Consider the following 13447-nt stretch of genomic DNA (forward strand, 5'->3'; position numbering starts at 1 on the left):
GGTGGAACGAAGCGAGTACAGGTCGCTTCGTGACGTTGACCTTTCCGGTCAGCTAGGTAGCAGGAGGTAAGTAATATGGCCGCTCAGCTCAAGCTGATCCAGGAAGGCAAGGAAAAGGACTCCATGGACCGTCAGAAGGCGCTCGAAGCCGCGCTCGCACAGATCGACAAGGCGTTCGGCAAGGGCTCCGCGATGAAGCTGGGCTCGAAGGAGACCATGCAGGTCGAAGCGATCTCCACCGGCTCGCTCGGTCTGGATATCGCACTCGGCGTCGGCGGCCTGCCGCGCGGCCGCGTGATCGAAATCTACGGCCCGGAAAGCTCGGGCAAGACCACGCTCGCGCTGCACTGCATCGCCGAAGCGCAGAAGACCGGCGGCACCGCCGCCTTCATCGACGCCGAACACGCGCTCGACCCGGTCTATGCCAAGAAGCTGGGCGTCAACATCGACGAACTGATCGTCTCGCAGCCCGACACCGGTGAGCAGGCGCTGGAAATCGTCGATACGCTGGTGCGTTCGAACGCGATCGACGTGCTGGTGGTCGACTCGGTCGCCGCCCTCGTCCCTCGCGCCGAAATCGAAGGTGAGATGGGCGACAGCCACGTCGGCCTCCAGGCCCGCCTGATGAGCCAGTCGCTGCGCAAGCTGACCGGTTCGATCAGCCGCTCGCGCTGCATGGTGATCTTCATCAACCAGCTGCGCATGAAGATCGGCGTCATGTACGGCAACCCGGAGACGACCACGGGCGGTAACGCGCTCAAGTTCTACGCCTCGGTCCGCCTCGACATCCGCCGCACCGGCGCGATCAAGGACCGCGACGAAGTCGTCGGCAACGCCACCCGCGTCAAGATCGTCAAGAACAAGGTCGCCCCGCCGTTCAAGCAGGTCGAATTCGACATCATGTACGGCGAAGGCGTCTCCAAGATCGGCGAAATCCTCGACCTCGGCGTCAAGGCCGGCCTCGTCGAGAAGTCGGGCGCATGGTTCAGCTACGATTCGATCCGCATCGGGCAGGGGCGTGAGAACGCCAAGACCTACCTCAAGACCAACCCCGAAGTCTGCGATCGTCTCGAGAAGGCGATCCGCACCAAGACCGACGGTCTGGCGGAGGAAATGATGGTCGGACCTTCCGAGGACGACGCCTGATCCGACAAAAAAACCCGGCAGGAATGTCGGGGTTTTTTGTTTCGGTAGGAAGTTGAAGGAGAAATGCGAGGGTTAACACCCTCGCGCTCCCGGGACTGTCGGCCTTGTGCCTTGCAGCGGCGTTGGGCTGTCGGGCAAAGTCCTCGTCATTGCGAGCGCAGCGAAGCAATCCATGGCGGTTTACGCGGCCTTGGATTGCTTCGCTGCGCTCGCAATGACGAATGATGGAAGAAATTAGAGGTGGGCCAAGGCCAGGATGGTACCGGCTACTGTCACGGCGGCGCCGATGCTCAGTTGGATGGGATTGGTCAGGCGCCGCAAGGGCAGGGCGAGGGATTGTTCGATCTTGGACATCTTCTGAATATACGACTGAAGCGCTTGCAGTGCTCACGCAGAGAATCGTTCACAGTCATGCGCTTTCCGCGGCGAAACCGCCTTCCATGTCGAAATGGCCCGCGGCACCATGATCCACGAAGGCAATGCGTACCCAAGACTGCTGCACGCGCGGCGACGACAGGTAACGGGGGTGCAGGGGGGCTATGCTCCCCTGCGTCTTCTTCCCTTCTTCCGTAACCCGCCCGCCACTATGGTGCAAAAACCGGCGTATCATCGCAATTCCCGACCAGTCTGACCGCAGACTCCCGCTTGCCGCCGCGCGCGGTGTCCATTATCGGCGCAAATCATGCAGACTACGAACGACATCCGCCGGTCCTTCCTCGACTACTTCGCCAGCAATGGTCATGAGGCCGTGCGCTCCGCACCGCTCGTTCCTTACAACGATCCGACGCTGATGTTCGTCAATGCGGGCATGGTGCCGTTCAAGAACGTGTTCACCGGCCTGGAAACACGCGCCACGCCGCGCGCGACGTCCTCGCAGAAATGCGTTCGCGCGGGCGGCAAGCACAACGATCTCGACAACGTCGGCTACACCGCGCGCCATCACACGTTCTTCGAGATGCTCGGCAATTTCTCGTTCGGCGATTACTTCAAGGAGCAGGCGATCACCCATGCATGGACGCTGCTGACGAAGGAGTGGGGCCTGCCGGTCGAGAAGCTGCTGGTCACCGTCTATCATACCGACGACGAAGCCTTCGACTTGTGGAAGAAGATCGCCGGTCTGCCTGAGCAGAAGATCATCCGCATCCCCACGAAGGACAACTTCTGGGCGATGGGTGACGAAGGTCCGTGCGGTCCGTGCTCGGAAATCTTCTTCGACCATGGCGACCACATCTGGGGCGGCCCTCCGGGATCGCCGGAAGAGGATGGCGACCGCTTCATCGAGATCTGGAACCTCGTGTTCATGCAGTTCGAGCAGTCTGCGGGCGAGATCGTCGGCAACCTGCCCAAGCCCTCGATCGACACCGGCATGGGTCTGGAGCGCATCTCCGCCGTCATGCAGGGCGTCCACGACAACTACGACATCGACACCTTCAAGGCGCTGATCGCCGCGTCGGAAAGCCTGACCGGCGTTCCCGCCGAGGGTGACACTCGCGCCAGCCACCGCGTGATCGCCGACCACTTGCGCTCGACCAGCTTCCTGCTGGCCGATGGCGTGCTGCCTTCGAACGAGGGCCGCGGCTATGTCCTGCGCCGCATCATGCGCCGCGCCATGCGCCATGCGCACCTGCTGGGCGCGCGCGATCCGCTGATGCACCGCCTGGTGCCCGCGCTGGTCGCCGAGATGGGCCAGGCCTATCCCGAACTCGGCCGCGCGCAGCCGCTGATCGAAGAGACGCTGGAGCGCGAGGAAGTACAGTTCCGCCGCACCCTGTCGAACGGCATCAAGCTGCTCGACGAGGCGACTGCCGGCATGGGCGAGGGCGGCGAACTTCCGGGCGAAACCGCGTTCAAGCTCTACGACACTTTCGGCTTCCCCTATGACCTGACCGAAGACGCCCTGCGTTCGCGCGGCATCGCCGTCGACAAGGCGGGCTTCGATGCCGCCATGGCGCAGCAGAAGGCCGCCGCGCGCGCTGCGTGGAAGGGCTCGGGCCAGGCCGCCGACAGCGAAGTGTGGTTCGACATCGCCGAGCGCGAAGGCGCCAGCGAGTTCACCGGCTACACCTCGACCACCGGCGAAGGCCAGGTCGTGGCGCTGGTGAAGGACGGCAAGGAAGTCCAGTCGGCGAGCGCGGGCGACGCGGTCGTCGTGCTCACTAACCAGACCCCGTTCTACGGCGAATCGGGTGGTCAGGAAGGCGATCGCGGCTCGATCTCCGGCGCGAACGGCCTCAAGATCACCGTGATCGACACCGCCAAGCCGCTCGGCCGCCTGCACGCGATGAGCGGCACGGTCGAGGCGGGCACGATCAAGGTCGGTGATGCCGTCGCCATGACGGTCAACGTCGAGCGCCGCGATGCGGTGCGCGCGAACCACTCGGCGACGCACCTGCTGCATGCGGCGCTGCGCGGCCGTCTGGGCGACCATGTCACGCAGAAGGGCTCGCTGGTCGCGGCCGATCGCCTGCGCTTCGACTTCTCGCACCCCAAGGCGCTGACCGAAGAGGACATCGCCGCGATCGAGGCCGAGGTTAACGCCGAAGTTCGCGCCAACGAACAGGTGCTCACCCGCCTGATGACGCCGGACGATGCCATCGAGGCGGGCGCCATGGCGCTGTTCGGCGAGAAGTACGGCGACGAAGTCCGCGTACTCTCGATGGGCCGCCATTCCGGCGATCGCACCTATTCGGTCGAGCTTTGCGGCGGCACCCACGTGCGCGCCACCGGCGACATCGGCGTGTTCCGCATCGTATCGGAAAGCGCGGTGTCCTCGGGTGTGCGCCGTATCGAGGCGATGACCGGCGAGGGCGCGCGCCAGTGGCTGGTTGGCCGCGAAGACGCGCTCAAGAACGCCGCCAGCTTGCTGCGCACGACGCCGGAGGACGTGGAAGCCCGCGTCGCCGCGCTGCTCGACGAACGCCGCAAGCTGGAGCGCGAACTGGCCGAGGCGAAGAAGGCGCTGGCTCTTGGCGGCGGCGGCGCGAAGGCCGAGGCGGCTGACGAGGACGTGAACGGCGTCAAGTTCTCCGGCCAGGTGCTCGAAGGGCTCGACCCGAAGGAACTGCGCGGGCTGCTCGATCAAGCCAAGCAGCGCCTCGGTTCGGGCGTGGCGGCGATCGTCGCGGTGAACGAGGGCAAGGCGAGCATCGCCGCTGCCGTCACTGAAGACCTCACCGGCACCGTCAGCGCCGTGGAACTCGTGCGCAAGGGCGTCGAGGCGCTCGGCGGCAAGGGCGGCGGCGGCCGCGCCGACATGGCGCAGGGCGGCGGGCCCGACGGTGACAAGGCGGCGGACGCCATCGCGGCGGTGAAGGCGGCGCTGGCGGGGTGATTCTGAAGGAGGGCGTCCGCAAGACTCTGGCCTTTGCAGGCTGCGGGTTGTGGCTGGCGTCCTCGTTCATGCCTTTCTTCGGTGGCTTGGCGAAGCATCAGGTTCAGTGTCGCGGGCGGAGCTTTACCGGCGATTTCGACGACTGCTTCAACGATTACATCCCGCTTCTGGAGCTTTCGGCGCCGTTGTTCGCACTGGCGGGGCTTTATATCTTCATGCGTCTGGCGTTCGCGATCTGGTCGCCGGAGCCGGGCAATCGCCGAATGCGGTGGCGCCTCGCCCCGAAAGACGGCATTGCGGTCTACCACCCCGGATATGCGGGGCTGGCCGTCATGGGCGGCCTTTGGGCATTCTGGAGGGCGACGCTCTATCCGCTTGATGGCGTGACCGCGCCGTTCATAGGGTTCTGGCTGAGTTTCGCCGTCTGGTTCCTCACCGGAGCATGCTGCGCGTGGCGGGCAGGCGCAGATGAGACGTCGCCCCGGACTTGATCCGGGACCGGTGGCGGTCTTTAGGTGAGACCGGGCTGCGCGCGCGGCAAGGTGGGTCGTTCACGGCCAGCGGTTCCGGGTCAAGCCCGGGACGACGGGAGATTACATGGAGCCGATTGCCCGGGTCGTCGCCGATATCGCCGAGGAAATGCGCGGCATTGCCGAGCGCGGCACCGTCGCCTCCTATATTCCGCCGCTCGCGTCGGTTCCGGCCGACAAGTTCGGCATCGCCGTGGTCACGGCCGACGGCACGGTTCACGCCGCAGGCGATGCGGACGAGGCGTTTTCGATCCAGTCGATCTCCAAGGTCTTCGCGCTGACGCTGGCATTGGGCGCGGTGGGGGACCAGTTGTGGAACCGGGTGGGCCGCGAGCCTTCGGGGTCGGCGTTCAACTCCATCGTGCAACTGGAAACCGAGCACGGCATTCCGCGCAATCCCTTCATCAACGCCGGGGCTATCGTGGTATGCGATGTGCTGCTTGGCCGGTTGCAGCCGCGCGAGGCGATCGGGCAGATGCTGCGTTTCGTGCGCGAACTGGCGGGCGACGACGATACGATCCGCATCGACGAGACCGTCGCCCGCGCCGAGCAGGAGACCGGCTTTCGCAACATGGCGCTCGCCAACTACATGCGCGCCTTCGGGAACATCCATGGCGACGTGGAACTGGTGCTGGGCACCTATTTCCACTTCTGCGCGCTGGCGATGAGCTGTCGGCAGCTGGCAATGGCGGGGCGCTTCCTGATGGGGGACGGGCGTGTGGAGGGGCACCGGGTGGTCACTGCACGGCGGGCGCGGCGCATCAATGCGCTGATGATGTCCTGCGGGCACTACGACAATTCGGGCGACTTCGCCTATCGCATCGGCCTGCCGGGCAAGTCGGGGGTCGGGGGCGGCATCCTTTCGGTGGCTCCGGGGATCGCCAGCATTGCGGTGTGGTCGCCGGGGCTGAACGAGGCGGGCAACTCGCACCTCGGGCAACTGGCGCTGGAACAGCTTGTCCACCGCACGGGATGGTCGGTGTTCGAGCCGAGGGGATAGGTCCTTGAGGTGGGGCTTTCCACCAATGACGAATCAGGGGCGGCGATGCGCCGAAAGGCAGGTGACCACGCTCGCTACGACTAGCGTGAAGGCCGCCAGTTCCATCGGCGTCGGCAGGCGACCTTCCCATGCGAAGCCGTAGATCAGCGCGAACAGCGTTTCGAACAGGATCATCTGGCCGACGAGGGTGAGTGGCAGCAGGCGGCTCATCCGGTTCCACAGCGCATTGCCGAGAATCGAGGCCAGGAGCGCGACGGCGACGCAGACGGCCGCGAAAGTCAGCCATTCGGGGGCCGGGCGGCGCCAGTCCTCCAGCACGAGCGAGACGGGGAGGAGGAGCAGGGCCTGCGCTCCGGTGACGAGGCCGGTCAGCAGGTTCCACTCATAGACCGAGACTTTGGTGCGCACGAGGCAGCGGGCATTGCCGATCGCGAACGTGGTCCACGAGGCGAGGGCACCGACGGCGCAGGCGAGGCCGGTCAGTTGCGCGGTCGTCGATCCGGAGGCGGGCGAGGCCAGCGCCTGCCAACCGATGCAGACCGCTCCTCCGGCGCAGAGCAGCAGCGAGGGTGCAAGGCGGCGCAGCGGCACGGCACCATGGTCGCGGCTGCCCACGATGGTCACCGCTACGGGCAGGAAGCCGATCACCAGCGAGGTCATGGCGACCCCGCCTGACTGCACGGCGCTGGCGAGGAACACGAAGTAGGCGGTGTTGCCGAGCACGGCGAGCCAGGCGAGGCTCCACCACTCGCGCCGGGTCAGTGCTGAGAAGACCTGGCGGCGGCGCGGGGCGATCAGCACGGCTGATGCGGCTCCGTAACACAAGTAGCGGCCGATGCTCAGCTGGAGGGGGGAGAAGCTGCTCGCCAGTTCGGGGGCGAGGAACACGAGGCCCCACAAGGCACCCGCGCCGATGCCGCAGAGCACGCCGGTCAGGCGGTTGTCAGTGGGGATTGCCGTGCCTGTGGTCATCGTGTGGTAGCTTTATGTGCCGCTGAGTGCCGTTATGTGCCGTGAGCGAATATCACTTGGGCAGCGGGTTGTGCGCTCTTGATTTAGCGGTGAAACGCAACAAAAACTCGCATATGCCCAAGAAGACCGCCCCGCTCGACGCCTTCGACCGTGAAATCCTGCGAATCCTGCAGCGTGACAACAAGACGCCGCAGCGCGCGATCGGGGAGGCGGTGAACCTCTCGGCGGCGGCGGTGCAGCGGCGAATCGCGGCGATGGAGCAGTCGGGTACGATCGCCGCCAACGTCGCGCTGGTCGATCCGGCGGCGCTCTCGCTGACGGTCACCGCGATCGTCGAGGTGTTCCTGCGCGACGAGCGAACCGCCAGCATAGACCGCGCCAAAGCGCTGTTCCGCGAGACGCCCGAAGTGCAGCAATGCTACTATACGACCGGTGGCACCAGCTTCGTTCTGGTGGTCGTCACTACGGACATGAGCGCCTACGAAGTGCTGACGCGGCGGCTGTTTTCCGACCACGAATGGGTGGCTAGCTTCCGCACGCTGGTCGCCCTCGACCGGGTCAAGAGCGGCGCGGAAGTGGTTGTTCCCTAAGCTCTTTCCGCCTCACGCAGCTGGCCGGATTTCAGCGAGGGCTTCTCCGAAAGGCCGCCGCGTTCCATGATCATCTCGCGGAATTCGTCGCGCTTTTCGTGGATCGAGGCGATGATCGGTCCCATCGCGACGCCGGTTTCGACGAGCGCGGCCTCGGAAAGTTGCAGCGAACTTTCCAGCGTTTCGGGCACGGCATAGCTGGCTCCGGCGCGGTAGAGCTGGGCGGCATGGTCGGCGTCGCGGGCGCGGGCGAGAATCGGCAGGTCGGGGAACTGCAGGCGCAACTTGCGCACGATGCGCTGGGCGGTGACGGGCTCGTCCATGGTGAGGATCACCGCCGCCGCCTCCGCCGCGCCGAGCCGCACCAGGGCGTCGCCGCGACCCGCGTTGCCGAAGGCGACGGTGTAGCCGAGGCGCCGGCCGTGGGCGACGAGGTCGGCGTCGCTGTCGATCGCGAGATAGGGCCGCCCGTGCCGGGTCAGCATGTCGGCGACAAGGTGGCCGACGCGGCCGAATCCGACGATCAGCGTGCGCGGCCGCGTGGCATCGTCGGCGGGACGGTGCGGCGTCTCGGCCCCGTCCACGCGCTTGCCCATGACCTTGCCGGCCATTGCCAGGAGCGGGGTCACCGTCAGGCCGAGCGCGGTGACGATCTGCCAGAACTGCGCCGTGCCGGGCTGGATCAACTGGGCGGTGCTGGCCGCGGTCAGCACGATCAGCGTAGTCTCCGAAGGGCTCGACATGAGGATGCCCGCTTCGGTCGCAGTGCCGCGCCGGGCGCCCATCACCCGCAGCATCACGCCGGTCACCACCGATTTGAGCACGATGACCACTACTGTTGCGATCAGGATCGAGGCGAGGTTTTCCCAGACGACATAGAGGTCGATGCTCATGCCGATGGTGATCAGGAAGACGCCGAGGGCGAGGCCCTTGAACGGTTCGGTGATCTGCTCGACCTCGGAATGGTACTCGGTCTCGGCGATCAACAGCCCGGCGACGAGGGCGCCGACTATGGGGGAAAGCCCGGCGGCGGCGGTCGCCAGCGAGGCGACGATCACCACCAGCAAACTCGCGGCGAGGAACAGTTCGGGGCTCTTGGTGCGAGCGGCCTGCGCGAACAGTGGCGGCAGCAGGTAGCGGCCGAAGATCAGCAGGCCGCCGACCACCACGGTGCCCCATAACAGGGTGTTGAGCAGGTCGCTGACACCGTCCCCGGTGTGCGGGCCGAGCGCGCCGAGCAGGAAGATGATGGGGACGAGGGCGATATCCTCGAACAGCAGCATCGCCAGTGCGGCCTTGCCGACCGGCGTGGTCGTCTCGGTGATCTTGAGCACCAGTGCGGTGGACGACAGCGCGAGCGCGAGACCCAGCGCCATGGCGCCCGAGAAGCTCTGGCCGATCGCCGCGAGGATGAAGGTCAGCGAGGCGGCGATGACGATCAGTTCGAGCGAGCCCAGCCCGAAGACCATGCGCCGCATCTCCCACAGGCGGGCGAAGGACAGCTCCAGACCGATCGAGAACAGCAGCAGGATGATGCCGAATTCGGCGAAGATATCCAGCCCGTCCGGGTCGGTGATGGTGATGTAATGCAGCCAGCGATGGTCGAACACATGGCGGCCGAGCCCGAACGGACCGACCAGCAGGCCGACGAGAATAAAGCCGATGACGGGCGTGATGCGGAACCGGTTGAACACCGGGATGACGATGCCTGCCGCGCCCAGGATCACCAGGGCGTCGGACATCATCGGGGAATAGAGATCGCTGCTGCCTGCCATGCGGGAAGCCTAGAGGTTGTAGCGGCTTGCGACAATTGCGCTGTCCACTCTTGCGCAACTTCACTTGGCGTTCAGCGAAGCGCTGGTTATAGACCCGTCCATGTTCGCACGCTCGTCGCTCAAGACCGCCATCCTCGCCGCCGCTACCGGGGCGATCGTTCTCACTGCCGGTTGCGGGGGACGGGCGAAGAATCGCGATACCGCCTACGTCGCGCGCGACGTCGATACGCTCTACGCTGCGGCTCAGCAGCGCCTGGAAACCGGGCGCACCAAGCAGGCCGCCGCGCTGTTCGACGAAGTCGAGCGCCAGCACCCTTATTCGCCCTGGGCACGCCGCGCCCAGTTGATGAGCGCGTTCAGCTATTACGCCGCGCGTGACTACAACAAGGCGATCCAGTCGGCGCAGCGCTTCCTGTCGATCCACCCGGGCAACAAGGACGCGCCTTACGCCTACTACCTGATCTCGATCTGCTATTATGAGCAGATCAGCGACGTCACCCGTGACCAGAAGACCACGCAGCAGGCCAAGCAGGCATTGACCGACGTGATGCGCCGTTACCCCGGCACAACGTATGCGCGCGACGCCAAGCTCAAGATCGACCTCGTCGACGATCACCTCGCGGGCAAGGAAATGACCATCGGTCGCTCGTACGAGCGCAGCGGCAAGTGGCTGGCGGCGACGCTGCGCTTCCGCAATGTGGTCGATAACTTCCAGACCACCAGCCACACGCCCGAGGCGCTCTATCGCCTCGTCGAGGGCTACCTCTCGATGGGCGTTCCCGAAGAGGCGCAGAAAGCGGCTGCGGTGCTGGAGCACAACTACCCGAACAGCGACTGGTACGGCCGCGCCTACAAGCTGATGGAAAAGCACGCGCCGCAGAACGTCGCGGCCTGATCTTCGCCCCTCTTTCCGGGCTTGCTCGGAGGAGGGGGCTCAATTCATCCATTTATCTTTCTCAAGCGGCCCGCCTCCCCGGCGCGGCCGCTTTTTCGCGTGTGTTTGTCGTGGGGGGACACGCCGCCGCGATGCCTCGCCTCGTCGCTGCGCAGTTTCGCTTTAGCGCCTGATAGCTGAAGTCTATTGTCCACCAATTAAGTTGAGATTAGAAAAGCTCAACAAGAGGCGAAACGGCCTGGAGGGCAAATCACATGAGGGCGACGCGGTGCGGCCGCAGGCATTCCATGATCCCTTCCGGCCGGACCTGCAAGCGGCGCATTCGACCACGAAGCGCCGCGTGCAAGCCTCGAGCCATACCTGCCGGCCCTGAAGGGGGCAGGCCGACCAGGTGCACACCGGATCGCCGGATGCATTCAATTCCCTGACAGAGGATTTGAATAATGACTTCGTTCGTCCGCCGGACTCTTCTGGCAACCACCGTACTCGCCTCGGCGACGATCGGCTTCTCTGCGGCGCATGCCGAGGATACCGCTCCCGCCGCCGCAACCACGACCGCTGCCGCAGATGAGCAGGACAACCCCACTTCGGTCGGCACCGGCGCGCGCGATCGCGGCGCCGACATCGTCGTCACCGCGCGGCGTCGCCAGGAATCGAGCCAGGAAGTGCCGCTCGCAATCTCGGTCGTCGGCGGTGAGCACATCGATTCGACCGGCTCGTTCAACGTCGGCCGCCTGCAGCAGCTGACGCCGACGCTTCAGTATTACTCATCGAACCCGCGCAACACCGCCGTCAACATTCGTGGCCTCGGCGTTCCGTTCGGGCTGACCAACGACGGCATCGAGCAGGGCGTCGGCATCTACGTCGACGACGTCTACAACTCGCGCGTGGCCTCGGCGACGTTCGACTTCCTCGACGTGGCGCAGGTCGAAGTGCTGCGCGGCCCGCAGGGCACGCTCTACGGCAAGAACACCACGGCAGGCGCGATCAACATCACGACCAACCAGCCGACCTTCGACTTCGAGGGCAAGGCCGAGGTCTCGATCGGCAATTACAACTTCAAGCAGGCCAAGGCGGCGATTTCCGGCCCGCTGACCGAGAACCTTGCAGCGCGCATCGCGGTGTCCTCCACCAGCCGTCGCGGCACGATCTACAACGTCACGACGAACGAGCACATCCAGAGCCAGGACAACCTCGGCCTGCGCGGCCAGCTGCTGTGGAAGCCGACCGATACCATCGACGTGACCCTCGCGGGCGACTTCAGCAACCAGGACGCCAACTGCTGCGGTTCGGTCTACGTGCGCACGGGCCTGACCCAGCGCGCCATCAACCGGCAGTTCGAGGCGCTTGCGGCCGCTCAGGGCTACCAGCCGGTCAGCCGCAACCCGTTCGACCGTCTCACCGACCTCGACACGCCGCTCAAGGCGAAGAACAAGATCGGCGGCGCTTCGCTGCGCGTGAAGTGGGAACTGGGCGAGGGCACGCTGACCTCGATCACCGCCTGGCGCTTCTGGGACTGGGATCCCTCGAACGACCGCGATTTCACCGGCTTGCCGATCGTCGCGCTGTCGCAGAATCCGTCGCAGCAGGACCAGTACACGCAGGAACTGCGCTACAACTACAGTAGCGACAAGATCGACTTCGTCGTCGGGGCTTTCGGCTTCTATCAGCGCATCGACACGCAAGGCACCGAATCGCAGGGCTCGGCCGCGAGCCGCTGGAGCATCAATCCGGGCACCGTCGCCGCCGTTCCGCCGGGTTCCTCGGGCTGCGGTCCGACCGCGTCGAACCAGCTTGCCTGCGATCCCACGGTGCTTGACGGCCTCGTCGCCTACAACACGCAGTACCTCAAGAACACCAGCGCCGCGCTCTACGGCCAGCTGAGCTGGCACATCACGCCCGAGCTGACCCTGCAGCCCGGCGTTCGCCTCAACTACGACAAGAAAGAAGGTTACTACCAGCGCCGCGTGTTCGACGGGCAGGGCAACGAACTGCTGCTGAACGACGGCATCAGCAATATCCGCAAGACCGCACAGCTGGCGATCTATACGCCGCAGGAAATCTCGCCGACGTTCAGCGACTGGAACTTCAGCTACGACTTCACCGCCAGCTACAAGGTAGCGCCGGACGTACTGCTCTATGCGACCTATGCGAAGTCGTTCAAGTCGGGCGGCATCAACCAGAACGGCGTTCCGGTGGACGGCAGCAACAACCCGATCCTGGCGACCGCGACGGTCAAGCCCGAGTCGGTCCACCATTACGAAGCGGGCATCAAGACCCAGTTCTGGGACCGCAAGGCGACGCTCAACGTCTCGATCTTCCGCACCGATATCGCCAACTACCAGGCTAACGTGAACAACGGCCAGTACGGCGTGCTGCGCGGCTACCTCGCCAACGCGGGTGCGGTGCGTTCGCAGGGTGTCGAGGCGGACTTCTCGGTCCGTCCGAGCGAGCGGTTCAACGCCTACGTCAACGGCGCCTATACCGACGCGACCTATCGCAAGTTCACCGACGCACCGTGCCCGCCCGAGCTTTCCGGCGGCACCACTGTCACGTCGACCACGACCGTCAGTCCTGCGGGCACGCCGGGCGGCATCAGCCCCGAGAACTGCGATATCTCGGGTCAGCGCCTGCCGGGCGTCTCGAAGTTCTCGTTCTCGTTCGGTGCCGAGGTCAACGCCCCGGCCAAGCTGCTCGGCAAGGAGGGTGAGGTCTACTTCGGCTACGACGGTTCCGTACGGTCGAACTTCTCGTCCAACCCTTCGCCTTCGGCCTACACCTGGATCGATGGCTATAGCCTGCACAACTTCCGCGCAGGTTTCCGAACCGAGAGCGGGTTCGACGTCTACGGCTGGGTCCGCAATGCCTTCGACCAGAACTATTTCGAGCAGCTGATGGTTGGGCCGGGCAACACCGGCCTGATCGCCGGTCTGCCGGGCGATCCGCGCACCTGGGGTTTCACGATCAAGTCCGCCTTCTGAGAATCACCCGTCGACCCGTGCCCCCGCGCCGCTCGAGCAGCGCGGGGGCATATTTATTTCGTCCAGCCGGGAACTTTTTGCGACGGGCTGATCTGAAAAACCGCTTAAATCGATTGCACTGTGAACCTTAAGTAATTTCTCAAATCCGATGATTATCCTTATGGTGGTTTTTACCAACTAAGGTGAGCCTACGTAGAGGGAACCCGGAGAAAGCCGGATGAACCGAC

The 13447-nt window shown here is 65.1% G+C and carries 9 protein-coding genes; 7 read left to right on the forward strand and 2 right to left on the reverse strand.

Annotation, left to right across the window (positions count from 1 at the left end):
- Positions 1–75: 75 nt before the first annotated feature.
- The 4 genes from recA to LH128_RS18910 all read left to right on the forward strand — a co-directional run bounded on the left by recA (position 76) and on the right by LH128_RS18910 (position 6007).
- Positions 76–1146, forward strand: a complete 1071-nt coding sequence (gene recA / locus LH128_RS18890) for a recombinase RecA (RefSeq protein WP_008831281.1) — start codon at positions 76–78, stop codon at positions 1144–1146.
- Between the two features lie 682 nt (positions 1147–1828).
- On the forward strand, positions 1829–4477 hold the full coding sequence (gene alaS / locus LH128_RS18900; protein WP_008831283.1) for an alanine--tRNA ligase: 2649 nt from the start codon (positions 1829–1831) through the stop codon (positions 4475–4477).
- Complete coding sequence (locus LH128_RS18905) at positions 4474–4968, forward strand: hypothetical protein (RefSeq protein WP_008831284.1); 495 nt, start codon at positions 4474–4476, stop codon at positions 4966–4968. The genes alaS and LH128_RS18905 overlap by 4 nt, the downstream gene beginning before the upstream one ends.
- 106 nt (positions 4969–5074) lie before the next feature.
- Complete coding sequence (locus tag LH128_RS18910; protein WP_008831285.1) at positions 5075–6007, forward strand: glutaminase; 933 nt, start codon at positions 5075–5077, stop codon at positions 6005–6007.
- A gap of 33 nt (positions 6008–6040) precedes the next feature.
- Here LH128_RS18910 and LH128_RS18915 read toward each other — a convergent pair whose 3' ends face one another.
- Positions 6041–6979 carry a DMT family transporter gene (locus LH128_RS18915; protein ID WP_008831286.1) on the reverse strand — a complete coding sequence of 313 codons (939 nt, stop codon included), beginning with the start codon at positions 6977–6979 and terminating at the stop codon, positions 6041–6043.
- A gap of 113 nt (positions 6980–7092) precedes the next feature.
- Here LH128_RS18915 and LH128_RS18920 point away from each other — a divergent pair, with 113 nt between their 5' ends.
- Positions 7093–7569: an Lrp/AsnC family transcriptional regulator gene (locus LH128_RS18920; protein WP_008831287.1), complete on the forward strand. Its 477-nt coding sequence runs from the start codon at positions 7093–7095 to the stop codon at positions 7567–7569.
- On the opposite strand, the gene LH128_RS18925 is transcribed toward LH128_RS18920, so the two are convergent.
- Positions 7566–9344 carry a cation:proton antiporter domain-containing protein gene (locus LH128_RS18925; protein ID WP_008831288.1) on the reverse strand — a complete coding sequence of 593 codons (1779 nt, stop codon included), beginning with the start codon at positions 9342–9344 and terminating at the stop codon, positions 7566–7568. The two genes, LH128_RS18920 and LH128_RS18925, sit on opposite strands and share 4 nt — an antisense overlap.
- A 100-nt stretch (positions 9345–9444) precedes the next feature.
- On the opposite strand from LH128_RS18925, the gene LH128_RS18930 reads away from it, so the two are divergent.
- Together LH128_RS18930 and LH128_RS18935 are read left to right on the forward strand one after the other, a co-directional pair.
- Positions 9445–10239: an outer membrane protein assembly factor BamD gene (locus LH128_RS18930; protein WP_008831289.1), complete on the forward strand. Its 795-nt coding sequence runs from the start codon at positions 9445–9447 to the stop codon at positions 10237–10239.
- 443 nt (positions 10240–10682) lie between these two features.
- Positions 10683–13220: a TonB-dependent receptor gene (locus LH128_RS18935; protein ID WP_008831290.1), complete on the forward strand. Its 2538-nt coding sequence runs from the start codon at positions 10683–10685 to the stop codon at positions 13218–13220.
- The last annotated feature ends 227 nt before the right edge of the window (positions 13221–13447 follow it).

The organism is Sphingomonas sp. LH128 (genome assembly GCF_000293195.2).
In the GTDB taxonomy this organism is placed as follows: Bacteria; Pseudomonadota; Alphaproteobacteria; order Sphingomonadales; family Sphingomonadaceae; genus Novosphingobium; species Novosphingobium resinovorum_A.

Excerpts from the sequence above, each read along its gene's own strand:
- recA (WP_008831281.1), top strand. The coding sequence starts at position 76 with ATGGCCGCTCAGCTCAAGCTGATCCAGGAAGGCAAGGAAAAGGACTCC.
- alaS (WP_008831283.1), top strand. The coding sequence starts at position 1,829 with ATGCAGACTACGAACGACATCCGCCGGTCCTTCCTCGACTACTTCGCC.
- LH128_RS18910 (WP_008831285.1), top strand. The coding sequence starts at position 5,075 with ATGGAGCCGATTGCCCGGGTCGTCGCCGATATCGCCGAGGAAATGCGC.
- LH128_RS18915 (WP_008831286.1), bottom strand. The coding sequence starts at position 6,979 with ATGACCACAGGCACGGCAATCCCCACTGACAACCGCCTGACCGGCGTG.
- LH128_RS18920 (WP_008831287.1), top strand. The coding sequence starts at position 7,093 with ATGCCCAAGAAGACCGCCCCGCTCGACGCCTTCGACCGTGAAATCCTG.
- LH128_RS18925 (WP_008831288.1), bottom strand. The coding sequence starts at position 9,344 with ATGGCAGGCAGCAGCGATCTCTATTCCCCGATGATGTCCGACGCCCTG.
- LH128_RS18930 (WP_008831289.1), top strand. The coding sequence starts at position 9,445 with ATGTTCGCACGCTCGTCGCTCAAGACCGCCATCCTCGCCGCCGCTACC.
- LH128_RS18935 (WP_008831290.1), top strand. The coding sequence starts at position 10,683 with ATGACTTCGTTCGTCCGCCGGACTCTTCTGGCAACCACCGTACTCGCC.